A 23609-nucleotide genomic window follows, 5' to 3' on the forward strand; every position below is an offset into this window, starting at 1 on the left:
CATCGCCTCGACGCCCTGCTTCGACAGGAAGTGGTACTGCACCCAGAAGCGCTCGCCGGCGGCGTTGACCCACTGGTAGGTGTGCGATCCGTAGCCGTTCATGTGGCGCCAGCTGCGCGGCAGGCCACGGTCGCCCATGAGGTACGTGACCTGGTGGGCGGACTCGGGGGAGAGGGTCCAGAAGTCCCACTGCATGTCGGCGTCGCGCAGACCCGAGTCGCCGAGGCGCTTCTGCGAGTGGATGAAGTCCGGGAACTTCATCGCGTCGCGCAGGAAGAAGGTCGGGGTGTTGTTGCCGACGATGTCGAGGTTGCCCTCGGACGTGTAGAAGCGCAGCGCGAAGCCGCGGACGTCGCGCCACGTGTCGGGGGAGCCCTGCTCGCCGGCGACCGACGAGAAGCGCAGCAGCGTCTCGCTGGTCGCGCCGGGCTGGAAGACGGCGGCACGGGTGTAGGCCGAGACGTCCTCGGTCACGGTGAACGTACCGAAGGCTCCGCCGCCCTTCGCGTGCGGGTTGCGCTCCGGCACACGCTCGCGGTTGAACGACGCGAGCTTCTCGACGAGGTAGCGGTCGTGCAGAACGGTGGGGCCGTCTGCTCCGACGGTGAGCGAGTGCGCGTCGCTCGCGACGGGGGTGCCCGTCTGGGTGGTGGTCGCCGGGGTCGGCGTGGTCGATGGGTCGGTCATGTTCTTCTCCTTCTGCGCGCAGGCACGACGACGATGCTCCCGGGGTCGGGAGAGGCGGCGGATGCTACTGCGCGGCGTTCTGGCAACTGGGGCACAGGCCCCAGAAGGTCACTTCGGCTGTCTGGACGGTGAATCCCCCCGCCGAAGACGGGGTGAGGCACGGCGCTTCGCCGACGACGCAATCCACATCGCCGACCGCACCGCAGCGGGTGCAGACGACGTGATGGTGGTTGTCGCCGATGCGCCGTTCGTAGAGCGCCGCGGAGCCTGCCGGTTCGATCCGGCGGAGCAACCCCGCCGTCGTCAGGTCCGCGAGGATGTTGTGCACCGACTGGATCGACGTCGTCGGCAGCACCTCGGACACGGCGCGGTAGACCCGCTCCGCATCCGTGTGGGCCATGGACTCCATGACCTCGAGCACCGCGACGCGGCCGGCGGTCGCCCGCAGCCCCGCCTCATGCAGTGCGGAGTCGAAGTCGGTGTCCATGTCTCCACCGTATCCGTTCTTTTGAATTACTCAAAAGAACGGCGTGTCGGGCGCGGCGTGCGGGAGGATCAGGACTCCGACGGTGCGAGCGGCAGCTCGAGGCCGTAGTTCCAGGTCAGGATCGCCGGCTGCTCGCGGTAGAAGCTCAGCACCGACACTGATCCGGCATCCAGCGTGATCTGTGCGCCGAAACGCGGAGCGAGGCGCAGGAAGACCGCGGTGAGGATGCGCAGGAAGTGGCCGTGCGCGACCAGTGCCACATCTCCGTCGACGAGTGCGGGCAGAACGCGGGTGAGCACGCGGGATGCGCGGGCGGCGACCTCTTCCACGGTCTCGCCCGGCGTCGCGCCCCGGATGACCCCGTGGGTGAAGGCGCTCCAGTCGTAGCCGAGCTCCTCGCGGATGTCCTTCGTCGTGCGCCCCTCGTACCCGCCGTAGTCCCACTCGACGAGCAGGGGATCGACCTCGGCGTGCAGACCGGCGAGCTCGGCCGTTCGGCGGGCGCGTTCCAGGGGCGAGCACAGCACGAGCGAGAAGTCGTAGTCGGCGACCAGCTGTCCGGCACCCCGGGCGAGATCCTCGCCTCGCGCCGTGAGCGGGATGTCGGTGAGCCCAGTGTGGAGCCCCGCCTTCGACCATTCGGTCTCGCCGTGGCGCAGGAGCACCAGCTTGCCGGAGGGATTGTCGGGCGCAGGGCGGTCGGGCAGCGGATCGTTCATGGTCACTCCGTCACCGTAGTTCGGATTCCGGCGGGATACCCCTGCGCGACAGGGAACCCGACAGGCGACTCACCGGGTGATCGTGAACCCTCCGCCGCGCACGCGCACCTTCCCACCCTGCACAGCCTGGCCATGCTGCGACCCGTCGGCGTCGTATGCTCGGCCCGATCCCGCAGCGAGGGGCGAGACCCGCTGATCGCGCCGCGTCCCGTTCGCGTACAGCACGGCAGCACCGGATGCCGTGGCATACACCGCGTTCACCACAGCCGGCTGGATGACGAGGGCGTCGAGGCGCACGTCGCCCCGGCTCGTGCAGCGCACGGTGACCGGCTCGGCAGGCAGATCGCCCCCGAGCAACTGCGGAACGAGCATCCCGTCGGCCTCGGTTAGGCCGCGGTCGCCGGTCCCGCCCGCGGGAGTCCGTGTGCTCCACAGGCGTCGGCGCCCGCGGAACACCTCCCATACGGCATCTCCGGCATCCGCCTTCTGCCTCCAGATCAGGCCGTGCAGGATGCCGCCCGCCTCGGTCACGTCGAACTCGACCGACTCGCCGGCGGGCACCCGCACGTAGGCCCCGCCCGAGAGGTTGCCCTCGCCGGTCCATGCACCGCCCTCGGGACGCACCACTTCGCATCCGGCCGAGAGTCGCGCGTTCTCCGCATCGAACACCCGCAGACCCGAGAACGATGAGAGCCCCGTGATCGAGGTCGCGACGCGTGCGATGTCGCGGTTCGCGTCGAGCAGCAGCATCGTCAGCAGCCCGTGGATCGTCGACTCGGCTCCGGAGTTGCGATTCACGCGCCCATCCGTCTCGACGCCGTCGAATGTGACGCCGGTGGACGGGTCGTAGACGGGGATGCCGGCCGTGTTGGCGCCGAAGAACCAGCCGGCGGCGAGCCCGGCGAGCACCCGCAATCCCTCACCGCCGACGGCCGCGGCCTGCACCGCTCCCGCCACGCGACCGTGCGCGCCGTATGCGATCTGGGCCTCGGCGGGCAGTGGCGCCCAGGCGTTGTGCGGTCCGCCCGAGGCGAGCACCTGAGGCGTGAACGTCCCGGCATCCGCCACCGCGGCGGCGGTCCACGCTCGCTGTCGCAGCAGGGCACCGGCCCGAGCCAGAGCCTCCGGAGCGGCGGCGCCCCACGCGTGCCAGAACCCGAGTGAGCCGGTCCAGGGCAGGACGGCCCCGAACGGCCAGCCCTTCGCCGGGTCGGTCGCCATCGCGGCGACACCCTCGCCGTAGGTCTGCAGGGCGTGGCGGCTGCGCGTGTCGCCCGCCTCGGTGGCTGCAGCGAGCCCGAGCATGGCCTCGGCCGTGGCATCCGCTCCGCCGGCGATCAGCCAGGCAGGCAGCCGCCGGCCATCGCTGCGCACCCACTGTCCGGCTCGGGCGAGCGATTCCCGCTCGAGCGCGTCGAGGCACAGGTGCAGCCGCTCGAGCAGGAACGCCGCGAACGCCCGATCCTCGCGACGGAATGCCGCGTATCCCTCGCCGAACGCCCACACCGTGCGCGCCAGCCAGTACGACTCCGCCGAGTCCGACGGGTCGGGCAGCTCGACGGGGATCGCACTGGGGGTGAGCGTGCCGTCCTCCTGCTGCCACAGCACCACCCGCCCGGCGTTCTCGCCGCTCGTCGTCTGCAGGAATGCCAGCGATCTCAGCACCTCACGCGCCTCCTCGTGGGCCTGCGTGTCGCCGGTCGCCTTCCACTCCCGCAGGAACACGACGGCGGCGCGCGCGATGTCATCCGCGTTGTAGGCACCCTGCGACCAGTAGCCGGTCGTCGGATCCTTCGTGCCCCCGCCGACCGGGCGGTATCCGCCGGCGCCATCAGTGTCGGCATACGTCCACGGTGCGCGCACGGTCGGCGAGGCGTCGATGTCGTACGTCGTGTGGGTGGCGGTCGCCGTGACCGGCACCTCTGCGAGCAGGAAGCGCAGGTGAGCGAGGTTCGTCAGCCGCGCGCCCTGACCTGTCCCGGCCGGCAGAGCGCCGAGCGGAACGCGAGAAGCGGATGCCGACGCCTGCGCCCCCGACGAATCGAGGGGCAGCAGCGCCAGCGCCGAGGTGGCGGCAGCCGCACTCAGGAAGGTCCTTCGGGAGATGGCCATGGTCTCATTCCTCGCTCGTGCTCGTGCTCGTGTCGTCGCCGTCGCGGAGGGCACGGCCCCACGGCTGGGCGGGGTCGTGGATGGCGACGGCCAGGGTCGTGTCGGACTGCCCGTAGTACGCGAACCAGCGGCCCTGGAACTTCACGAGTCCCTCGACGAACGTGACGTTCGACACCAGGCCGTTCATGTCCTCGAACGTCTGCGGGCGCAGCCACGGCTCCTGCAGGCGGGCGATCACCTTCGTCGGCTCATCGGGGTCGATCGCGATCTGCCCGCAGCGGTAGTCGACGTCGACCGAGCCGTCGTCGTGCACGGTGCGGGTGGCCCCGTTCGTGAGGAAGACGAGCAGACCGTTGTCGGCGAGCACCGGCGAGGTGCCGATCTCGACGAGCGCCTCGTCCCAGGTGCCGCGGGTCGGCGAGTACATCGGCTCGGTGTCGGCCGTCCCCGGGGTCCAGTGGATGAGGTCGTCGCTGGTCGCCCAGTAGATCGCCCCCTCGCCGAAGTACATCCACCACTTGCCGTGCATCTTCTGCGGCACGATGACTCCGGCCTTCGACCAGTTGAACCCGCGCGGGTCCATCGTCTTGAACGTGTCGAAGTCGTCGAACAGCGGGCCGTGCTTCGTCCAGGTGCGCAGATCGGTCGAGGTGGCGAGGCAGAGCTGCGCGCTGCGCCGATCCCACCCGGTGTAGGTGAGGTAGTAGGTGCCGTCGATCAGCGCGATGCGCGGATCCTCGCATCCGTAGCGCTCGTAGTCCTCCGACGGCGAGAGGATCGGTGCGTCCTCGCGCGTGAAGTTCACACCGTCGCGGGACCGGGCGATGCCGATGTGCGAGACGATGTCCTCGGCGTGCGCGCGGTACAGCAGCACGACCTCGTCGCCGTCGACGAGCGCCGCCGGGTTGTAGAGGTTCGCGGACTCCCAGCTGTCGCCCTTCGGACGCAGGATGGGGTTGCCCTCGTAGGGGGTGAAAGGGCCGAGGGGGAAGGATGCTCCGGTGAACATGGATGCCTTTCTGGCTAGCCTTTGACGGCAGCGCCGAGGTCGGTGGCTCGGAAGAAGCGCTGGAAGACGATGAAGAGGATCACGACGGGGAACGCCAGCGCCGTGGCGCCGGCGAGGATCGCACCGTTGGGGTTGGCCGTCGACTGCGCGACGTTGGAGATGTAGTTCGCGAGCGACACCGCCAGCGGCTGCAGCGACGCATCCTTCGTGATGAGGAAGGGCCAGAGGAACTCGTTCCACGGGCCGATGAACGTGACGAGCACCACCGTGACGAGCACCGGCTTGATCAGCGGGATCGCGACGGACGTCAGGAGCCGGATCTCGCCGGCGCCGTCGATGCGCGCCGCCTCGAAGATCTCCACCGGCAGCGCCTTGAAGAACTGGGTGAAGATGAACACCGCCGTCGTGTTGATGAGGAACGGCAGGATCATGCCCAGGTACGAGTCGCCGAGCCCGTAGCTGCGGGTGATCTGCACGTAGAGCGGGATCATCAGCAGCTGGAACGGCACCATCTGCACGAGCAGCATGAGCACCCAGATCACGCCTCGACCTCGGAAGTCGAGCCGGGCGATCGCGTACCCGGCGAGCAGCCCGAACACGACGGTGCCCAGCAGCACACCCGCGGTGAAGATCAGCGAATTGAGCAGGGAGCCCGCGAGATCGATGCGGGAGTCGATCGCGAGGAAGTTGTCGACCGTCCATCCGCTGGTCGGGAAGAGCTCGCTGGGCGAGTTCGTCGGATTCTCCTGGAAGGCCCCGACCAGCATGAAGTAGAACGGGAAGGCGAAGCCGATGGCCGCGATCGTGAGCAGGACGATGCTCAGGATGCGGGGCAGTGAACGCGTGCGTCTCATGGTCATCGCTCCCTGGTGGCGCGGTTGGCGGCGAGCGACAGCATCCCGACCAGGATGACGAGGATCATGCCGATCGCGGCCGCGGTGTCGGGGTTCTGCTGCTGGATGCCCAGCTGGTAGATGAGCAGCACCGGGGTCGAGGAGGCGCCGTCGGGGCCACCGCCGTTCGTCAGCAGGTACGGCTCGGTGAAGAGGTTCGCTCCCGTGATGATCGACAGGATCAGCACGAGCGTGGTGGCGCTGCGGACGCCGGGAACCGTGACGTTCCAGAAGCGCGAGAATGCGCCGGCGCCGTCGGTCTCCGCCGATTCGTAGAGCTCCTTCGGCACGTTCTGCAGCGCCGCGAGATACAGCAGGATGTAGAAGCCCAGCTGCTTCCACGTGACGTAGAGCGCGATCATCGGCATCGCCAGCCCGCTGTTCACGAGCCATGACGGATCGGGGGCGAGCGGGCCGAGGATCGTGTTGATCAGACCGTTGCCCGAGAAGAGCAGCATCCACACGCCGACGAGCGAGACGCTGGCGGTCAGGTACGGCACGTAGAACGCGACCCGATAGGCGGCGACCCAGCGGATGCCGGTGTTCAGCGCCGCGGCCAGCACGAGGGAGAGCACCGCCGTCAGCGGCACGTTGATGACGAGGAAGATCAGCGTGTTGCGGAACGAGCCGAGCACTCTCGGGTCGGTGAGCACGGTGACGAAGTTGTCGAAGCCGACGAACGGGCGCTCGACCTCGACGTTCGGAGCGGTGAAGAAGTAGTCGTGGAAGGCGATGTAGACCGCGAAGCCCAGGGGATACGCGAAGATCGCGATCACGAAGATGAGATACGGCAGCGCGAAGAGGCCGCCGAGCGGTTGGGCGCCCAGCAGGCGGGTGCGCCATCGCGCCTTCTGCGGCCGGCCCGCGGACGGGGCCGGGGCGGCAGTGCCCCCGGCCACGTCCGCGACGGCGTCGTCTCGGAGCGTCATCGCCGACTCATCACTCGGCGACGAGGTCGTCGATCTTCGTCGAGGCGTTCTTCAGGAAGTCGTCGATCGAGTTCTTCCCGAAGATCACCGCGGCGGAGTACTCGTCGCGGAACGCCTGCCATGCCTCCACCGAGTTCGGGATGCTCGGCACGTCGGCCGTGGCCTCGGCCTGCTCGGCGAACGCCACATAGTTCGGATTCGCGTCGAAGTAGTCGGCATACGTCTCGGTGAGGTCGGTGCGCATCGGCATCTGGCCGGTCGCCTCGAGCAGCTGCCCGTCACTCTCCACGCTCGTCGAGAACTGCAGGAACTCCCACGCGGTGCCCTGGTTCTCGCACGAGGTGAACATCGACACGCTCTTCGAGTCGGCGAAGGTCGTCGGGTTCTCGCGGCCGTCGCTGGTCGGGACGGGCATGAACCCGACGTCGACCGTCTCGGCGTATGACGGGATGGCCCAGGGCCCTGCGAGCTGCATGGCGGTGGTGCCGGCGGACATGGCGTCGTCGGTGGAGGCCTCGTTCGGCGAGAGCTTCTCGTCGTAGAAGGTCTTCCAGAACTCGGCGACCTCACGACCGGCATCCGAGTCGACCGTCGCCTTGCCGTCTTCGACGAGCATCGTGCCGTCGGTCTCGGCGAGGTAGAGCGGGTAGAAGTCGAACCAGGGCTGATAGAACTCGCTCGTCGGCGCCGGCCAGATCGCGCTCTGCACGCCGGAGTCGACGATCGCCCGAGACCCCTCGAGGAACGCGTCGTACGTGTTCATCTGCGGGTCCTCGGGGTCGATGCCCGCGGCCTCGAAGAGCGCCTTGTTGTACATGACCATGACCGGGTTCGACTTCCACGGCAGCTGATAGAAGCTGCCGTCGGTGCCGTACGACTCGACGTCCCCGCCGCGCTCGGTGATGTAGTCGCTGCCGCCCTCCATGGTGCTGAGATCGACGAGGCCGCCCTGCTTGACCCAGCCCGAGACGGCGGCCGGGGCCACGTTGTAGACGAGGCAGGGCGCGGTGCCGGCGGTGATCGCGGCGGTGATCGCCTCCTCTGACGATGAGCCGGCGGGGATCTCCTGTGCGGTGACCTTCTCGTCGGGATGCTCGGCGTTCCAGGCGTCGACGACGGCGGTGCCCCAGGCGACCTCCTGCTCGTTGTTCGAGAGCCAGATGTCGATAGGGCCGGTGGCCCCGGCGGACTCCTCGCCGCCCCCGCCGCCTCCGCCTGCGGAGCATCCGGTGACGATGAGAGCGGTGACTCCCAGGAGCGCGGCTGCGCGGATCTTCTTCTTCATGGTGTCCTCCTTGACGCGATGTTTTCGGGTGATCGTCTAGCGGTTCGTGCTCTCCGTGCTCGTGCTCGTGCTCTCCCGGAAGTGCACGACGTTGCAGTTCACGACCTCGGTGCGCGGTTCGGCGCCGAGGATGTCGGCCTGCAGCAGGCGGGCTGCCGCACGTCCGCGTGCGGCTGGCCCCGACGAGACGCTCGTCAGGGCGGGGGAGAGGTGAGCGGAGAGGTGGTCGTCGTCGAAGCCGGCGATGGCGAGATCGCGCGGGATGCTGAGGCCGTTCGACCGGGCGTAGGACAGCCCGGCGATCGCCATGGTGTCGTTCGAGTAGAGGACGGCCGTCGGGCGGTCGGCGAGCGCGAGGAGCTCTGCCGTGCGGGCACGTCCGCTCGCCGCGGTGAAGTCGCCCTCTCGCAGCAGGGCATCGGTTCCGACGGCGTCGGTGTAGGCATCCGCTCGGACTCGCGAGTGCACGTACTCGAGTGGGCCGGAGACGTGGGCGATGCGCTCGTGACCCTGAGCGCGCAGGTGGGCGATGATCTCGCGCACCGGCTCGGCGTCGTCGGTGCGGACGCAGGAGAACCGGGTGGGCTGTTCGTAGGCTCCGACCAGGACGGCCGGCAGGCCCAGCTCCTCGAGCAGCGGCACGCGCCAGTCGTCGGTGCGCAGGTCGAGCAGCAGGGCACCGTCTGCGCGGCCGTGGCTGAGTGCGCGGTAGGCGCGTTCCTCGGCGGCGCGGTCCGGTACGACCTGCAGGATCAGCGCCGTCTCGGTCTCGGCGAGAACCGATTCGACGCCGGCGATGAAAGCAGGGAAGAACGAGTCGTTGGCGATGACCTCGGGGTCGCGGGCCAGGACGACGGCGATCGCGTTCGCGGTCTGCGTCGCGAGCGAGCGGGCGCTCTGACTGGGCACCCAGTTCAGCCTCTCGGCGGCCGCGAGCACCTTGGCCCTGGTGTCGTCGGAGATGGGCCGCTTGCCGCTCATGGCGTGCGAGACGGTGGCCTTGGTGACGCCGGCCTCGCGGGCGACGTCGGCGATCGTCGTGCGGCTCATGCCACCTCCTCGTGGTGTCGACCCTCGGCATCCGGTCGTGCATCTAACCGGTTTGACGAATGCGGGTGAGGCGAGTGTAAACCGGTTTGACGATCGGGGTCAAGGGGTCCGGTCGGTCCCTGTTCCGTTGTCCCGGTCCCGATCCCGGTCCCGGTCCCGGTTTCCGGTTTCCGGTTTCCGGTTTCCGGTTTCCGGTTTCCGGTCCCAGATCACGGAGGTTGCCCCGATCTGCACACGGAATCACCGAAAGGCTCCGCGAATCGGGACAACTTCCGCAGAACGGGACAGGCCGAACACGGGAACGGCAGCGGAGGGCGAGAAAGCCGGATGCCGGGAGACGGCCGAAGAGATCACAGGCCTGTCCGGGTTCCCGGGTCCCTGTTCCGGGCTCGGTCCCCGGTCCCCGGTCCCGGATTGCGGAGGTTGCCCCGATCTGCACACGAAATCGCCGAAAGGGTGGGCGAATCGGGACAACCTCCGCAGAACGGGACAGATCGAAGACCCGGGACAGATCGAAGACGGGAGGGACGGGGATGCCGGGGGTCAGACGAAGGTGACGGTCTGCTGCAACCGGGTGCGGATGTCGAACAGCTCGTTGCCGCCGATCGCCCTGGCACCGGGGACGCCCTGGCGCAGCACCATCGCGAGTGCGCTGCGTCGCACGACGACGACCGGGACGCCGCGGCTGCTGCCGAGGGGCGTGACAGCCTGGGCCAGGTCGTCGTCGGGAAGGACGACGATCACCCCTCCGAACTTCACACGGGCGGCTTTGGCGACGGAGCGCATGCGCGCGAGTGCCGCGGTGACGGGCGCTCGGGTTCCGAGGCTCGGGCCGGTGATCTCGCCGCGGCGGAACCCGACGACCCCGCCGAAGTCCTCCGACATCACGGCGTAGAGCCCGGACGGGCTGAGCACCACATGGTCGAGCTTGTCGTCGGCATCCCTGCCGGTGGCGACGTCGTGCCAGACCGTGAAGCCCATTCCGAGGGCGCTCACCGTGCGGGCGGTCGCCTCTTCGGCGAGGGCGTCGGCGAGCAGGCGGCGCAGGTCTCGCGGCGCCGATCGCACGAGCGCGGGGTCATAGGGGTCGGGCACGTCGACGCCGCGTCCCGCCCATTCGCGGATGAGGGTCAGGTAGCGCTCGCGCCGCCAGCCGCCGGGGTGTCCGTAGGAGCGCGCCCGCGGACGGGTGTCGGTGCGGGTCGCCGCCTGAGGGCGCCATCCGTTCCACTCGGGTTCGGCCGGGATGCCGGGGTGCGCCCCCGAGCGCCGGTCGTAGGCCGCGCGGTCCTCCGGTGTGCCGATCAGCTCCCAGGCGCGCTGCACCTGGATGAACACGGCCGCATCCCCGCCGGTGTCGGGGTGGGTCTGGCGGAGGCGCAGCCGGTAGGCACGACGCAGCTCGGCGTCGTCGACGGCGGGATCCACTCCGAGGACCTCGTACGCCGACGCGGAGAGCGGGCTGTCGAACATCGCTCTCCTTCCGAGATCGCGGCATCCAGGATATCCGGGCGCTGTTGTGGATCAGCCCGACGATGACGGAGGACCGGCGGGCACGTCGACGATGCGCTCCTCGCCCGTCACCGGCACGACGGAACCAGCGGATGCCGCGGCGAGGCCATCGGCGAGCCGAGTGACCTCGTCGGCCGGAGCCCACACCTCGAACGTCGCCTGTGCGGCGTACCGCGATTCGCCGAGCGTCGCCCCGTGGTGCAGCACCCAGTCGCGCAGGAGGTTGTCGTATCGCCCGGCATCCGCGTGCGAGACGTCGAACGTGACGCGCGTGAGGGACTGCCGGTGCACCGGCGATGCGAGGTCGAGGGCCTCCGACACGGCCGAGGAGTATGCCCGAACCAGTCCTCCGGCACCGAGCTTCACCCCGCCGAAGTATCGCGTCACCACGGCGACGACATCGGTCAGCTCGCGCCGCCTCAGCACCTCGAGCATCGGCACTCCTGCGGTGCCGGACGGCTCGCCGTCGTCCGACGAACGCGCCTGATCGCCGAGGAGCCCGGTCACCATCGCGCTGCAGTTGTGTCGGGCATCCCACCACCGCTTGCGGAGGCGGGCGATCACGGCATCCGCGTCCTCGACCGATCCGACGGGTTCGACGGTCGCGATGAACCGCGACTTCTTGACCACCAGCTCGTGCTCCACCGGCGCGGCGATCGTGGCCGGGTAGCTGCGGGGCGGGGTCATCCGCCTCAGACTACCCAGCGCACGCGCCGGGTCAACGATCCACGAACGACATCTGCTGCGGGTTGTACCGGTCCCCCTGGACCCCGACGCGCTCGGCGAGCTGATCGAGATCGGCAACCTCATCGGCCGACAGCGCGACGCCGGTCGCCCCGGCGTTCTCGGCGATGCGTGAGGTGCGGCGGGTGCCGGGGATCGGCACGATCCACGGTTCGCGGGCGAGCAGCCACGCGAGCGCGATCTGACCGGGGGAGGCGTCCTTCGCCGTCGCGAGGGCGGCGACGTGATCGACGAGGGCCACGTTGGCAGCGCGGTTCTCCTCGCTGAATCGGGGGATCGTGCCGCGGATGTCACCGTCGGCGAAGGAGGTGCTGGTGTCGACCGTGCCGGTGAGGAACCCCTTGCCGAGCGGGCTGAACGGCACGAAGCCGATCCCGAGCTCGCCGAGCACCGGCAGCACCTCGGCCTCAGGATCGCGCGTCCACAGCGAGTACTCGCTCTGCAGTGCCGTGACGGGATGCACCGCGTGAGCGCGCCGGATGGTGGATGCCGACGCCTCGGAGAGCCCGAAGTGACGCACCTTGCCCTCGGCGATCAGCTCGCCGACGGTGCCGGCGACGTCTTCGATGGGCACGTCCGGGTCGACGCGGTGCTGGTAGAAGAGGTCGATCACGTCGGTGCGCAGGCGCCGGAGCGATTCCTCGGCGACGCGGCGGATCTGCTCGGGGCGGCTGTCGAGGCGCACGCTCTTGCCTCCCTCGATGCGCCACCCGAACTTGGTGGCGATCACGACATCGTCCCGGATCGGCTCGAGCGCTTCGCCGACGAGCTCCTCGTTGACGTATGGCCCGTAGACCTCGGCGGTGTCGAAGAACGTGACGCCGAGATCGAGTGCCGAACGCAGCACGCCGATCATCTCGTCGCGGGTGCCGGGGTTGGGGCCGTAGCTCTGCGACATCCCCATGCAGCCGAGACCGACTGCGGAGACCTCGAGGCCCTGTCCGAGTATGCGTGTGTGCATCAGATGTCCTTTCGTCAGGGCCGACGCTACGCGCGTGCGCCGCGATGAGGGAGGGGCTGTCGGAACCCCTCTCACCGCTGCTCGTTCACCATTCAGCACGGCTGAACCCGAACACACGAGAACCGGCCGATTCTTCGGAGAATCGGCCGGTTCCTGCTGAGTTGTGAACGCGAGATGCGCGAGACTACTCGGCCGAGTCGTCTCGCAGGTGCGCGATGTGGGCGGCGTGACGGGTGAGGTGGTTCTGCGACCGCCGCACGAACAGCCAGGCCACGAGCAGCAGCACGAACCAGATCGGCGTGACGAGCAGGGCGGTGAGCGTGTCGGGCTGCGTCGTCAGCGCCCAGAGGATGAAGACGAAGAACGCCAGCACGACGTAGACCATGAAGATCCCGCCCGGCATCCGGAAGCGGGACGCGGCTGCCTTCTCGGGGCGTGTGCGCCGGTAGGCGAGGTAGCTGCACAGGAAGATCGTCCACACGAACATGAAGCACACGGCCGAGACCGTGGTGACCATGTCGAACGCCGTGCCGATGTCATCACCTGCGTAGAGCAGCACGACGCCGGAGAGCAGCAGGATGCACGAGAGGAACAGGGCGTTCTGCGGCACGCGTCGCTTCGAGAGTCGGCCGAACACGCGCGGCGCATCGCCGTCCTGTGCGAGCCCGAACACCATGCGCGAGGTCGAGTAGATGCCGGAGTTCGCGCTCGACATCGCCGAGGTCAGCACGACCAGGTTGACGACGGTCGCCGCGATGCCGAGACCGGCGAGCGCGAACATCGCGATGAACGGGCTCTCGCCGGCGACGTACTCGGTCCACGGCGTGACGGCCATCAGGATCACGAGCGCGCCCACGTAGAAGAGCAGGATGCGGATCGGGATGGCGTTGATGGCCTTCGGCAGATTGCGCTCGGGATCCTTGGTCTCCGCGGCCGCGGTGCCGACGAGCTCGACGCCGACGAAGGCGAACACGGCGATCTGGAAGCCGGCGACGAATCCCATGAAGCCGTGCGGGAACATCCCGCCGTGGTCCCACAGGTTGGCGAAGCTCGCCGTGCCCGCGTCGTGCTGGAAGCCCGTGAAGATCATGACGAGGCCGGTGATGATCAGCGCGACGATCGCGACGATCTTGATCAGCGCGAACCAGAACTCCATCTCGCCGAAGGCGGCGACCGTGGGCAGGTTCAGCGCGAGCAGGATCAGGATGACCAGCAGACCGGGGATCCACAGGGGGATGCCGGGGAACAGCGCGTCCGTGTATCCGGCGATCGCGATGACGTCGGCGACCCCGGTGACCACCCAGCAGAACCAGTAGGTCCATCCGGTGAAGAACCCCGCCCACGGGCCGAGGAGGTCGCTGGCGAAGTCGCTGAACGACTTGTACTTGAGGTTGGACAGCAGCAGCTCGCCCATCGCCCGCATGACGAAGAAGAGCATGAAGCCGATGATCATGTACACGAAGATCACCGACGGGCCGGCGACCGAGATCGTCTTGCCGCTTCCCATGAAGAGGCCGGTGCCGATGGCGCCGCCGATCGCGAGCAGCTGGATGTGGCGGTTGCTGAGCGCTCGCCGCAGATGCTGGTCGTCGTCCGTCGTGGTTCCGTCCCCCTCGACGGATCTTCCGGTCTTCTCTGTCGTCATCGATCGAACCTCCGGTGTTCCTGGCCGCGAGCCGTCGCGGCATCCTTCCGACCGTACTTGCCGATCGGGGATGGTAAAGAACCGAATCGATTCGATATCCTTGTTCCACCCCCGATCATCCCCCAGTACTGCGAGCCGCTTCCCTCATGGCCACCTCCCTCACCACGGGCCGTCCGTGGCGTGTCATCCTGTCGTTCTCCATCCCGCTGCTCCTCGGCAATGTCGTCCAGCAGCTGTACCAGTTCGCCGACGCCGTCGTCGTCGGACGCCACCTCGGCGTCGAGTCGCTCGCCGCGGTCGGCGCCACCGGCAGCCTGCTCTTCCTGCTGATCGGCTTCGCCTGGGGCCTCACCAGTGGTTTCGCCATCCCGATCGCGCAGGCATTCGGCGCCGGCGACGGCGCGGCGGTGCGCCGCTCGGTCGCGACCGGCGTGATCCTGACCGGCATCACCAGCGTGGTGCTCACGGTGGTCGCGCCGCTCATCGCCGCGCCCACGCTCGCGCTCCTGCAGACTCCTCCCGAGCTCATGGCGGAGGCCACGACCTTCACGCAGATCAGCTTCCTCGGCGCGAGCGCGACGATGTTCTTCAACTACCTGTCGGCGATTATCCGCGCGATCGGAGACTCCCGCACGCCCCTGATCTTCCTCACCGTCTCGTGCGCCCTGAACGTCGGTCTCGTGATCCTGATGGTCGGCCCGCTCGAGTGGGGCGTCGGCGGGGCGGCCCTCGCCACGGTCGTCGCGCAGGCGGTGTCCGTGGCGCTGTGTCTGGAGTTCGTCCGTCGCCGCCTGCCGATGCTGCACCTGCGCCGCGTGGACTGGCAGGTCACCGGCGACGACATCCGTGAGCACCTGCGCCTCGGCCTGCCGATGGGATTCCAGGCGTCGATCATCGCGATCGGCACGCTCACCGTGCAGGTCGCGTTGAACACCCTCGGCTCGGAGGCCGTCGCGGCCTACACGACGGCCTCGCGTGTGGATGGGCTGGCGGTGGCGTTCCTGTCGTCGCTGGGTCTGGCGTCGTCGATGTACGCCGCGCAGAACCTCGGCGGTCGTCGCCCCGACCGCATCCGCCGCGGCGTGGTCGAGGGAACCTGGATGGCGATCGCCGCCGGCATCGCCCTCGGCGTGATCATCATCGCGTTCGGCACGCCCATGGTGCGCCTGTTCGTGGGCGAGGGGTCGGACGAGGTCGTCAGGCTCGCCCACCTCATGCTCATCATCAACGGATGCGGCTACTGGGCGCTCGGCGTGCTGTTCGTGCTCCGCGGTGCGCTGCAGGGCCTCGGCCACACCCTCGTCCCGACGGTGACCGGTGTGATCGAGCTGGTGATGCGCGTGGGCGCGGCGGTTCTGCTCGGGGCGTTGATCGGGTTCGAGGGGGTGGCGCTGAGCAATCCGCTGGCCTGGCTCGGAGCGATCGTGCTGCTGGTGCCCGCGTACGTCCGCGCGCATCGTTCCCTCGCCCGCCTGCCCGTCGACCCGGTGGAGAGCACGGAGACGTCCGCGATGGCGATCGTCGGGCCGACCGACGGTTCGATGGTGGTCGACGCCGTGGTCACGCAGCCGCTGCGGGTGGTGCGGGGTTCGCGTTTCGGGTGGTTGAAGCGCCGCTGAACGGCACGACACGATTTCGGAACATCATCCTTGAGATGGATGCTGTGCATGCCGACACTTCGTAGTGTTGGTCATACGGAGGGTCCGTCGACCGGGGGGTCATGATGACGTCATCAAGGGTGGCAAACGAACTGGCATCGATTCTGGTGCCGATCGGAACTGTGGGAGCGGTGCTCGCCGCGCTCTGCGCGATCGTCGCAGGCATCGCGATCATGCGCGGCGCGGCGGGGTTGGTCGGCGGAGCGGTCGGACTCTGGATTCCGAGCGCCATGCTGAGCTCCACCGCCTCATTCGCCAACCAGTGGCTGCCACTGGTGATCGCGGGAGCGTCGCTCGTCGCGATGCTGATCATCGGCGCGATCGGCCGCGGAGTGCTGGGCGCGGGTGCGCCGGCGCGGGAGGCCGCGCGTACCGCACGTGCGCAGGCACTCGCCGACGCGCCGGAGACGGTGACGGCGCCGCGCGGAACCGTGGCGCCGAGCACGGGCAGCCAGCCCGCGCTCGCCGGCTGACGTCGGCTCGACGCCGGGGCCCCGCGTCACCGACCGAGCAGGCCGGCGCCGTCGCGCAGCTCGAACACCAGCTGCGTCTCCGTCCCGCGGACGACGGGGTGGATCGTGATGTGCTCGAGCACGATGTCGCGCAGCGCCGTGGCATCCTGCACAGCCACATGCACGAGGAAGTCATCGACCCCGGCCACGTGGAACACCTGCAGCACGCGCGGGATGCCGACGAGGGCGTCGAAGAGAGCGGTGACCGTCGGCCCGGTGTGATTCGCGAGCCGCACCTTGATCATCGCCTGCAGCGGGTACCCGAGAGTCGTCTCATCGACCCTGATCCTGGTGTCGCGGATGACGCCGCGCTCGCGCAGCGCGCGCACTCGATGCGCGCAGGTCGACTCGGCGAGACCTAGCGAGTGCGCGAGCGCCTTGTTGGTGATCTCGGCGTCGCGGGTGAGGGCGGCCAGGATCTCGAGGTCGACCTCATCGAGTTGTGCTTTCGTCAACGTCCACGCCTCCTTCGGCGAATAATCGACTCAGAATAGCGGGATCGGCGCGAAGAGTGACGGATGCTGTCGAATTCCCGCGCAGAGACCGCGTTTCGGGCAACGTGAGGGGATGACTGCATCGTGGCATCCCGACACCCTCGCTGTGCGCAGCGGCCGCTCCGACCTCGAAGGCCTCGGCGTGCACGCGCTCCCCATCGACCTGTCGACGACCAACCCGCTGCCGGACATCGAACGCGGCGGCGACTCCTACGAGGCGATGGCCATGGGCGGCCGCCCTCCCGCCGACGGCAGCATGGTCTATGCCCGGCTTTGGAACCCGACGGTCGCGCGGTTCGAGGATGCGCTCGCCGAGCTCGAGCACGCCGAGGCCTCGGTCGCCTTCTCGTCGGGGATGGCCGCGATGACCGCCGTCATCCTGGCGCACGGCCCCGCTGCCGGCAAGAGTCACGTGGTCGCGGTGCGGCCGCTGTACGGCGGCACGGACCATCTGCTGGGCTCTGGACTCCTGGGGGCGCAGACGACGTACTGCGACCCGACGGAGGTGGCGTCCGCGATCCGTCCCGACACCGGCCTGGTCGTCGTCGAGACGCCGGCGAATCCCACCCTCGACATCGCCGACATCGCTGCGGTGGTCGCGCAGGCCGGGACCGTGCCGGTGGTCGTCGACAACACCTTCGCCACGCCGGTGCTGCAGAATCCGATCGCGCTCGGGGCGGCGATGTCGCTGCACAGTGCCACGAAGTATCTCGGTGGGCACGGCGATGTCATCGCCGGGGTCGTCGCGTGCAGCGAGGACACGGCCGAGGCGCTGCGCCGAGTGCGCGCGGTGACCGGCGGGCTGCTGCATCCGCTGGGCGCGTACCTCCTGCACCGCGGATTGACGACCCTCCCGGTGCGCATGCGCGCCCAGCAGGAGAGCGCGCGGCGCGTCGTCGAGTGGCTGCTCGATCGCCCCGAGGTCGCCGAGGTGTTCTATCCCGGAGTCGACGGCGATCCGCGGGGCATCCTCGGTCGGCAGATGCGCGGGACGGGCGCGATGATCGCGATGCGGATGCGCGGCGGGTACTCCGCGGCATCCGCCGTCGTGACGTCCACCGCGCTGTTCACGCACGCGGTCTCGCTCGGCGGCGTGGATTCGCTGATCCAGCATCCCGCTGCTCTCACGCATCGGCCCGTGCCTGCGGATGCGCGGCCGGACTCGGACGTGCTGCGTCTGTCGATCGGACTCGAGGACGCCGATGACCTGATCGCGGATCTTGCGGGATCGTTCTCCACTCTCCCGCCCGCGGCGGAGCCGATGAAGGACCGGTTTGTGGATCAGCTACAAGGAACTGAGTCTCAAGCCTGACGGGATCTGGTTCCACGGCGCAAACCTGTGCAGCACCTGAGAGCACGCCCATACACTCGCCGGTGGCAACGACGCCACTGACCCCCGGGAGTTCTCAATGACGAGTGCAAAGCCCCACGCGCACGGAATCGGCATGCGCATCGCCGTGATCATGCTGAGCCTGCTGCTGGCCGCGATGGTGATCCTGTTCTTCCTGACCACGGGCAAGATCGCGGCCGGTGCTGCCGAGCTCGCAGACGGAACGACCACCGCGCGGGACGGATCGGCGGATCTCGCGGTGGGTGCCGGTGATCTCTCGGCCGGCGTGGATGAACTCGCCGCCGGAAGCGAGAAGCTGGCCGCTGGAGCCGACAGCGCGCACACCGGGTCGGAGAAGGTGGCAGCCGGAGCGCAGAGCGCGTCGACGGGTGCCGCGGCTCTCGCCACCGGTGCCGACACACTCGCCGTTGGCGCCTCGAACGCTGCTGACGGAGCTGCTCGCCTGAGCACCGGCACGACGTCGGCGCTCTCGGGCGCGCAGCGGCTCGACTCGGGGGCCGCAGATCTGGATGCCGGAGCGCAGCGCCTCGTCGACGGCGCGACCACACTCTCCGCGGGAGTGAACGGTGCCCACCAGGTCGCGAACAAGCTGCTCGTCGGAGCGAACGACTTCAAGACCAAGGTCGACACCGCTGTTCCCGCCGCCGACATCCCGAAGCTCCAGGCCCTTGCCGATCCCACCGCGGCGGCGGCCATCAAGGGTGCGGCGGGGGGTGCGCCGGTGAACTCGCAGAAGCTCGCCGACGCCCTGAAGCAGCTGGCCGCCAGCGACGGAGCCGAGGGCACTCAGCTCGACCAGCTCGCGATGCTCGCCGCCGGTCTGGATCAGCAGGTCGACGGCATCGCCGGTGCCGCCGCAGCGGCACCCGGGCTCGCCGGGGGGACCCTCGCTACGGTCGACGCCTCGAAGAAGTTGGCCGCGGGTGCGAACGCCCTCGTGAACGGCGATGCCACCCAGGGGTGGCCGGGCACCGTCGCGCTCGTGTCTCCGCGGGGCGCGCCCGCGCTCGTCGCCGGAGCGCAGGAGCTCAAGGCGGGTACCGGCACGCTCGCCGCCGGCACGGGCTCGCTGCTCACGGGGCTGGAGTCGCTGGCATCCGGCGCGACCTCGCTGCATGACGGATCCGTGCGTCTCAGCTCGGGTGCCGCTGACCTCGACGCCGGGGCCACCGCGCTCGCGCAGGGTGCGGAGACGCTGAGGGTCGGCGCCTTCGACCTCAGCGCGGGTGTCGGGGATCTGTCCGACGGTGCGGCGACCGTGGCCGCCGGCTCCGGAGAGCTGGCCGCGGGCGGAGACAGGCTGGAGGTCGGCGCGGCCGACCTCGCCGAGGGCAACGGCCTCATCGCCGATGGCTCCGGCACGCTCGCGACGGCCACAGCCGGTGCGGCGCCGTCGATGCTGCCGTGGATGCTCGTCGTCGCACTGGCGGGACTCATCGCGGTCGGGTTCTGGGTCGGTCATCGCGTCAGCCACCGCCGCGCCGTGGCCTGAGGCGCGGCCCGGCATCCGCTGTCCCGGCATCCGCTCGCTGCGAAGGAGATCTCTCGCTCCGAAGGAGATCTCTCGCTCCGAAGGAGTCGATTCCCACTCGGGTCCTTCGCTGGATGAGTTCTCCTTCGCAAGGGATGCAGGGGATGCAGCGGATGCCAGGGGATGCCAGGGCATGCAGGGGATGCGCGCGAATGCCGACCATCCGCCTTCCGGCCCCACGCTACGGAAGGCGGATGGTCCCCGTGGCCAGCCGCTCGGTCGGCATCCGATCCCGGTTGTAGGTGATCTCGCTGTATCCGTGCGGGGTGGGGGCGCCGTCCTCGTCGAGGCTCACGAAGACGATCTTCTCGATCGTGAGGATGCGCTTGCGGGTGATCATGTTGCGCGCGACGGCGCGCATGGTGAGTGACGTGGTGCCGAAATGGGTCGCCTGCAGGCCGATCTCGATCAGATCGCCCTGCACTGCGGAGGCCTCGAAGTTGATCTCGGAGATGTGCTTGGTGACCGCGCGGTAGTTCCCGAGCTGCACGATCGCGTAGATCGCCGCCTCCTCGTCGATCCACTTCAGGAGGCTGCCGCCGAACAGCGAGCCGTTCGCGTTGAGATCCTCCGGACGCACCCATTTGCGGGTGCGGAAGTTGATGCCGTCCTCGGACCACTGCCACTCGGGTGCCTTCTTCTTCGCCATGCCTCGAGGGTAGGAGCGCCGTGAGTCGCGGGTGTTACGCGGGGGTTCCGAGGGCTGCATCCTCTCCTTCTGCCGTGGGCTGATCCGCCTCGGGCAGAGACCGTCCCGATCGCGCTCAAGGCGGCGGATGCTGGGGGCATGAGCGAAGACACCCCCATCCCGCGGTTCGGACCCGATGCCAGGCGCGCGCTGTTCCACGAGCGCATCCTCGTGCTCGACGGCGCCCTCGACGACGACAACGGCACCCTGCTGATGACGCAGCTGCTGACCCTCTCGGCCGAGGATCCGACCGCTGAGATCGCCCTGTGGGTCCACTCGCCCGGCGGTTCGGTGCCGTCGATGCTGGCGATCCGCGACTTCATGACCCTGGTGCCGAACGACGTGTCGACCCTCGCCCTCGGCCTCGCGTGCAGCGCCGGGCAGTTCCTGCTCTCGGCCGGCACGAAAGGCAAGCGCCGGGCACTGCCGCATGCGCGCATCCTCATGCATCAGGGGTCGGCCGGCATCGGCGGCTCCGCGGTCGAGATCGAGACGCAGGCCGACGACCTGCGCCACATGCGCGACACCGTGCTCGGGCTCATCGCGGACGACACGGGTCAGCCCAGGGAGCGCATCTTCGAGGATTCGCTGCACGACCGCTGGTACACCGCGGAGCAGGCGCGGGCGTACGGGTTCATCGACGAGATCGTCGACTCGGCGGCCCATCTGCTGCCACGACGCCGGGCGAGGGTCGGATTGGGGGCCGGCGCATGAGCGGCTACACGATCCCGAACGTCATCGCGCAGCATCCGCGGGGTGAGCGGGTCATGGACGTGTACTCCCACCTCCTCGCGGAGCGGGTCATCTATCTCGGCACCGGGATCGACGCAGGGGTGGCGAACGCGCTCATCGCGCAGTTGCTGCACCTGGATGCCGACAGTCAGGATTCCGGCATCCAGTTCTACATCAACAGCGAGGGTGGGGATCCGGGAGCCGCACTCGCGATCTACGACACGATGCAGCACATCCGTCCCGCCGTCGCGACGACCTGCGTCGGGCAGGCGATCGGACCCGCGGCTCTGCTGGTCGCGGCGGGCGCAGTGGGTCAGCGGGCGGCGTTGGCGCACGCGCGCATCGTGCTGCATCAGCCGGCCGGGCAGTCGCGCGGGGCGATCCCCGACCTCATCCTGGCGGCCGACGAGGTCGTGCGGGTCCGCGCCGACATGGAGTCGATCCTCGCCAGGCACAGCGGGCGTTCGCTCGCAGAGCTGCGCGCCGACACCGATCGGGACCGCGTCTTCACAGCATCCGCCGCCCTCGACTACGGCCTGATCGACACCGTGCTGGGCGAGCGGGTGGTGTGAGCGGGTGGGCCCGCGGACCCGGACGCCGGATCACGCGCGGCTGCCGGATCGCCGCGCGGACGCCGGACCGCGCGGGTTCAGGACCATGGTGCGGATGCCGGACCACGGCTCCAACACAGGACGACAGCTCGGATGCAGGACGATGCGGCCGGTATAGTCCTGAATCCGCGCTGAAGCCCTGCGGTCGGATGCAGGACCATGGCGCGGAGACCGGACCACCGTGCGGATGCCGGACCACGCGCGGCTGCATGACCATGGCGCGGACGCCGGGCGACAACTCGAACGCAGGACGACAGCTCGAAAGCAGGACGATGCGGCCGATATGGTCCTGAATCCGCGCTGAAGTCCTGCGCTCGGATGCAGGACCATGGCGCGGAGACCGGACCACCGAGCGGATGCCGGACCATGCGCGGCTGCAGGACCATGGCGCGGACGCAAAGCGACAACTCGAACGCAGGACGACAGCTCGGATTCAGGACGATCTGGCCGATTTGGTCCTGAATCCGCGCTGAGGTCCTGCGGTCGGACGGGGGCAGCCGCTGAGCGTCAGGCGGCAAGGGCGAAAGCGCCCCGCACCGACACCGACACCGACACCGACACGGAAGCGGACACCGAAGCGGATGCCGGAGCCATCGCCGCCTGGCGCAACTCATCGGATACGGCACTGGTGAGCTCGATCAGCGACGTGTCGAGGGCTCCGGCGATCGCGGCGATCATCTCACTCGACGGCTCCTTGAGTCCGCGCTCGACCTCCGAGAGGTACTGGGGCGAGACACCGGCCTTCTCGGCGGTCTCGGTGAGCGTCTCGTCGCGGTCGTGTCGTCGGCGCCGCAGCTGATCGCCCAGCAGCTGACGCCACAGGGGTTCGGGATCGCTGCGCCGGTGCCGAGCAGGACGAGGTGTGCGGGGGAACGGGACGAGGTCGGCCATGCCTCACGATAATCCGCACCGTCGGCCCGGTTCGAGGCGTTCTGCTCAGAGCAGAACGAGCGGGCGTGTGGTGGTGCCGGACGGTGTGATCGGGTCAGGCCTCGGTGCGCTCCGCGGCAGCCGCAGGAGCATCGGCAGCCGCAGGAGCATCGGCAGCCGCAGGAGCCTCGGCAGCATTCGTCGCCGCCCAGCTGGCGAGCATCCGCAGCTTCTCCTCCGATGCAGACCGTGGCTCCGCCGTGTACGTCGACAGCTGCAGCCCCTGGTCGGCCGGCAGCTCGAAAGCCTCGTAGGTGAGTTCCATCTCGCCGACGATCGGGTGATTGATCCTCTTGACGCCGCTGCGGTGGAAGCGCACGTTGTGCGCCGCCCACAGCGTGCGGAACCGCTCGCTGCGGGTCGACAGCTCGCCCACGAGACCGGTCAGCTTGCGGTCGAACGGATTGCGCCCGGCTTCGCTGCGCATGGCCGCCACGAGCTCCTGGGTGTTCCGCTCCCATTCGGGGTAGAACTCCTGCGCGGCCGGGTCGAGGAACGCGAATCGCGCGCTGTTCGGCGCCGGGGTCGTGAAGAGCGGCGCATAGAGCGCGCGGCCCAGCGCGTTCGCGGCCAGATAGTCGAAGTAGTTGTTGCGCACGATCGCGGGCGCCTCCGTCATCGCGTCGAGCAGGCGCAGGATGCTGGGGCGCAGCGTGCCCGTCTTCTTGCGCGCAGTGTGCACAACGGGCGAGGCGTTCGCCGTGCGGGCGAGGTCGAACAGGTGCGCCGTCTCGGCCTCGTCGAGCTGCAGGGCGCGGGCGAGAGCGTCGAGCACGCTGTCGGAGACGCCCGACAGATCGCCCCGCTCGAGGCGGGTGTAGTAGTCGACGCTGACGCCGGCGAGCAGCGACACCTCTTCGCGACGCAGGCCGGGCACCCGCCGTTGCGCACCGCCCAACGCGGGAAGGCCGGCCTGGTCGGGAGTGATGCGGTCGCGCCTCGATGTGAGGAATTCGCGCACCTCGCTGCGAGTGTCCATACCTTCGACGGTACGCCCGTCTCCCCGATCGAGGGAGGTACTGATGGACTCTCCCTCGTGCAGGAGCGTCAGCCGCACACTGGAGGCATG

The 23609-nt window shown here is 69.2% G+C and carries 23 protein-coding genes; 6 read left to right on the plus strand and 17 right to left on the minus strand.

The window, feature by feature from the left end; all coding sequences use genetic code 11:
• The 13 genes from ACESK8_RS11055 to cycA form a co-directional block, all read right to left on the minus strand.
• A partial coding sequence (locus ACESK8_RS11055) for a catalase (RefSeq protein WP_372968639.1) occupies positions 1-687 on the minus strand: 687 nt, incomplete at its 3' end.
• Positions 688-751: 64 nt separating this feature from the next.
• On the minus strand, positions 752-1174 hold the full coding sequence (locus ACESK8_RS11060; RefSeq protein ID WP_060927716.1) for a Fur family transcriptional regulator: 423 nt from the start codon (positions 1172-1174) through the stop codon (positions 752-754).
• Positions 1175-1242: 68 nt separating this feature from the next.
• On the minus strand, positions 1243-1893 hold the full coding sequence (locus ACESK8_RS11065) for a histidine phosphatase family protein (RefSeq protein ID WP_372968670.1): 651 nt from the start codon (positions 1891-1893) through the stop codon (positions 1243-1245).
• A 69-nt stretch (positions 1894-1962) separates the two neighbouring features.
• Positions 1963-4005 carry a hypothetical protein gene (locus ACESK8_RS11070; RefSeq protein ID WP_372968640.1) on the minus strand — a complete coding sequence of 681 codons (2043 nt, stop codon included), beginning with the start codon at positions 4003-4005 and terminating at the stop codon, positions 1963-1965.
• Between the two features lie 4 nt (positions 4006-4009).
• On the minus strand, positions 4010-5014 hold the full coding sequence (locus tag ACESK8_RS11075) for a glycoside hydrolase family 130 protein (RefSeq protein WP_372968641.1): 1005 nt from the start codon (positions 5012-5014) through the stop codon (positions 4010-4012).
• 14 nt (positions 5015-5028) lie between these two features.
• Entirely contained in the window at positions 5029-5868 is an 840-nt protein-coding gene (locus tag ACESK8_RS11080) for a carbohydrate ABC transporter permease (protein WP_372968642.1), read from the minus strand.
• 2 nt (positions 5869-5870) lie between these two features.
• A complete protein-coding gene (locus tag ACESK8_RS11085) occupies positions 5871-6836 on the minus strand; it encodes a carbohydrate ABC transporter permease (RefSeq protein WP_372968643.1) in 966 nt (321 codons plus the stop codon).
• A 10-nt stretch (positions 6837-6846) separates the two neighbouring features.
• Positions 6847-8121 (minus strand): extracellular solute-binding protein, encoded by a 1275-nt coding sequence (locus ACESK8_RS11090; protein ID WP_372968644.1) that lies wholly within the window; start codon positions 8119-8121, stop codon positions 6847-6849.
• A gap of 36 nt (positions 8122-8157) precedes the next feature.
• The gene (locus ACESK8_RS11095; RefSeq protein ID WP_372968645.1) at positions 8158-9171 is read right to left on the minus strand and encodes a LacI family DNA-binding transcriptional regulator; all 1014 of its coding nucleotides are present in this window, start codon (positions 9169-9171) and stop codon (positions 8158-8160) included.
• A gap of 543 nt (positions 9172-9714) precedes the next feature.
• The gene (locus ACESK8_RS11100) at positions 9715-10644 is read right to left on the minus strand and encodes a J domain-containing protein (RefSeq protein ID WP_372968646.1); all 930 of its coding nucleotides are present in this window, start codon (positions 10642-10644) and stop codon (positions 9715-9717) included.
• 51 nt (positions 10645-10695) lie between these two features.
• A complete protein-coding gene (locus ACESK8_RS11105) occupies positions 10696-11370 on the minus strand; it encodes a YigZ family protein (RefSeq protein ID WP_372968647.1) in 675 nt (224 codons plus the stop codon).
• A 31-nt stretch (positions 11371-11401) separates the two neighbouring features.
• Entirely contained in the window at positions 11402-12388 is a 987-nt protein-coding gene (locus ACESK8_RS11110) for an aldo/keto reductase (RefSeq protein ID WP_372968648.1), read from the minus strand.
• Positions 12389-12572: 184 nt separating this feature from the next.
• The gene (gene cycA / locus ACESK8_RS11115; protein WP_372968649.1) at positions 12573-14033 is read right to left on the minus strand and encodes a D-serine/D-alanine/glycine transporter; all 1461 of its coding nucleotides are present in this window, start codon (positions 14031-14033) and stop codon (positions 12573-12575) included.
• A gap of 146 nt (positions 14034-14179) precedes the next feature.
• Between cycA and ACESK8_RS11120 the strand changes: the two genes are divergently transcribed.
• Both ACESK8_RS11120 and ACESK8_RS11125 read left to right on the plus strand, forming a co-directional pair.
• Complete coding sequence (locus ACESK8_RS11120) at positions 14180-15652, plus strand: MATE family efflux transporter (protein ID WP_372968650.1); 1473 nt, start codon at positions 14180-14182, stop codon at positions 15650-15652.
• 146 nt (positions 15653-15798) lie between these two features.
• On the plus strand, positions 15799-16164 hold the full coding sequence (locus ACESK8_RS11125; RefSeq protein WP_372968651.1) for a hypothetical protein: 366 nt from the start codon (positions 15799-15801) through the stop codon (positions 16162-16164).
• Between the two features lie 26 nt (positions 16165-16190).
• Here the strand turns inward: ACESK8_RS11125 and ACESK8_RS11130 are convergent, their stop codons facing one another.
• A complete protein-coding gene (locus ACESK8_RS11130; protein ID WP_372968652.1) occupies positions 16191-16658 on the minus strand; it encodes an Lrp/AsnC family transcriptional regulator in 468 nt (155 codons plus the stop codon).
• Positions 16659-16770: 112 nt separating this feature from the next.
• Between ACESK8_RS11130 and ACESK8_RS11135 the strand changes: the two genes are divergently transcribed.
• Positions 16771-18009, plus strand: a complete 1239-nt coding sequence (locus ACESK8_RS11135; RefSeq protein ID WP_372968653.1) for a PLP-dependent aspartate aminotransferase family protein — start codon at positions 16771-16773, stop codon at positions 18007-18009.
• A gap of 97 nt (positions 18010-18106) precedes the next feature.
• Positions 18107-19540 carry a hypothetical protein gene (locus ACESK8_RS11140; protein ID WP_372968654.1) on the plus strand — a complete coding sequence of 478 codons (1434 nt, stop codon included), beginning with the start codon at positions 18107-18109 and terminating at the stop codon, positions 19538-19540.
• 220 nt (positions 19541-19760) lie between these two features.
• Here ACESK8_RS11140 and ACESK8_RS11145 read toward each other — a convergent pair whose 3' ends face one another.
• The gene (locus ACESK8_RS11145; protein ID WP_074731543.1) at positions 19761-20228 is read right to left on the minus strand and encodes an acyl-CoA thioesterase; all 468 of its coding nucleotides are present in this window, start codon (positions 20226-20228) and stop codon (positions 19761-19763) included.
• A gap of 138 nt (positions 20229-20366) precedes the next feature.
• Between ACESK8_RS11145 and ACESK8_RS11150 the strand changes: the two genes are divergently transcribed.
• The gene (locus tag ACESK8_RS11150) at positions 20367-20981 is read left to right on the plus strand and encodes a ClpP family protease (RefSeq protein ID WP_372968655.1); all 615 of its coding nucleotides are present in this window, start codon (positions 20367-20369) and stop codon (positions 20979-20981) included.
• Positions 20978-21571 (plus strand): ClpP family protease, encoded by a 594-nt coding sequence (locus tag ACESK8_RS11155; protein ID WP_372968656.1) that lies wholly within the window; start codon positions 20978-20980, stop codon positions 21569-21571. The genes ACESK8_RS11150 and ACESK8_RS11155 overlap by 4 nt, the downstream gene beginning before the upstream one ends.
• 546 nt (positions 21572-22117) lie before the next feature.
• Here the strand turns inward: ACESK8_RS11155 and ACESK8_RS11160 are convergent.
• The gene (locus ACESK8_RS11160; protein ID WP_372968657.1) at positions 22118-22501 is read right to left on the minus strand and encodes a helix-turn-helix domain-containing protein; all 384 of its coding nucleotides are present in this window, start codon (positions 22499-22501) and stop codon (positions 22118-22120) included.
• 94 nt (positions 22502-22595) lie between these two features.
• A complete protein-coding gene (locus ACESK8_RS11165; RefSeq protein ID WP_372968658.1) occupies positions 22596-23519 on the minus strand; it encodes a helix-turn-helix transcriptional regulator in 924 nt (307 codons plus the stop codon).
• Positions 23520-23609: the final 90 nt, after the last annotated feature.

The sequence above is a fragment of the Microbacterium sp. genome, from assembly GCF_041641055.1.
Classification (GTDB): Bacteria; Actinomycetota; Actinomycetes; order Actinomycetales; family Microbacteriaceae; genus Microbacterium.

Excerpts from the sequence above, each read along its gene's own strand:
- ACESK8_RS11060 (WP_060927716.1), bottom strand. The coding sequence starts at position 1,174 with ATGGACACCGACTTCGACTCCGCACTGCATGAGGCGGGGCTGCGGGCG.
- ACESK8_RS11065 (WP_372968670.1), bottom strand. The coding sequence starts at position 1,893 with ATGAACGATCCGCTGCCCGACCGCCCTGCGCCCGACAATCCCTCCGGC.
- ACESK8_RS11070 (WP_372968640.1), bottom strand. The coding sequence starts at position 4,005 with ATGGCCATCTCCCGAAGGACCTTCCTGAGTGCGGCTGCCGCCACCTCG.
- ACESK8_RS11075 (WP_372968641.1), bottom strand. The coding sequence starts at position 5,014 with ATGTTCACCGGAGCATCCTTCCCCCTCGGCCCTTTCACCCCCTACGAG.
- ACESK8_RS11080 (WP_372968642.1), bottom strand. The coding sequence starts at position 5,868 with ATGAGACGCACGCGTTCACTGCCCCGCATCCTGAGCATCGTCCTGCTC.
- ACESK8_RS11085 (WP_372968643.1), bottom strand. The coding sequence starts at position 6,836 with ATGACGCTCCGAGACGACGCCGTCGCGGACGTGGCCGGGGGCACTGCC.
- ACESK8_RS11090 (WP_372968644.1), bottom strand. The coding sequence starts at position 8,121 with ATGAAGAAGAAGATCCGCGCAGCCGCGCTCCTGGGAGTCACCGCTCTC.
- ACESK8_RS11095 (WP_372968645.1), bottom strand. The coding sequence starts at position 9,171 with ATGAGCCGCACGACGATCGCCGACGTCGCCCGCGAGGCCGGCGTCACC.
- ACESK8_RS11100 (WP_372968646.1), bottom strand. The coding sequence starts at position 10,644 with ATGTTCGACAGCCCGCTCTCCGCGTCGGCGTACGAGGTCCTCGGAGTG.
- ACESK8_RS11105 (WP_372968647.1), bottom strand. The coding sequence starts at position 11,370 with ATGACCCCGCCCCGCAGCTACCCGGCCACGATCGCCGCGCCGGTGGAG.
- ACESK8_RS11110 (WP_372968648.1), bottom strand. The coding sequence starts at position 12,388 with ATGCACACACGCATACTCGGACAGGGCCTCGAGGTCTCCGCAGTCGGT.
- cycA (WP_372968649.1), bottom strand. The coding sequence starts at position 14,033 with ATGACGACAGAGAAGACCGGAAGATCCGTCGAGGGGGACGGAACCACG.
- ACESK8_RS11120 (WP_372968650.1), top strand. The coding sequence starts at position 14,180 with ATGGCCACCTCCCTCACCACGGGCCGTCCGTGGCGTGTCATCCTGTCG.
- ACESK8_RS11135 (WP_372968653.1), top strand. The coding sequence starts at position 16,771 with ATGACTGCATCGTGGCATCCCGACACCCTCGCTGTGCGCAGCGGCCGC.
- ACESK8_RS11140 (WP_372968654.1), top strand. The coding sequence starts at position 18,107 with ATGACGAGTGCAAAGCCCCACGCGCACGGAATCGGCATGCGCATCGCC.
- ACESK8_RS11145 (WP_074731543.1), bottom strand. The coding sequence starts at position 20,228 with ATGGCGAAGAAGAAGGCACCCGAGTGGCAGTGGTCCGAGGACGGCATC.
- ACESK8_RS11150 (WP_372968655.1), top strand. The coding sequence starts at position 20,367 with ATGAGCGAAGACACCCCCATCCCGCGGTTCGGACCCGATGCCAGGCGC.
- ACESK8_RS11155 (WP_372968656.1), top strand. The coding sequence starts at position 20,978 with ATGAGCGGCTACACGATCCCGAACGTCATCGCGCAGCATCCGCGGGGT.
- ACESK8_RS11160 (WP_372968657.1), bottom strand. The coding sequence starts at position 22,501 with ATGGCCGACCTCGTCCCGTTCCCCCGCACACCTCGTCCTGCTCGGCAC.
- ACESK8_RS11165 (WP_372968658.1), bottom strand. The coding sequence starts at position 23,519 with ATGGACACTCGCAGCGAGGTGCGCGAATTCCTCACATCGAGGCGCGAC.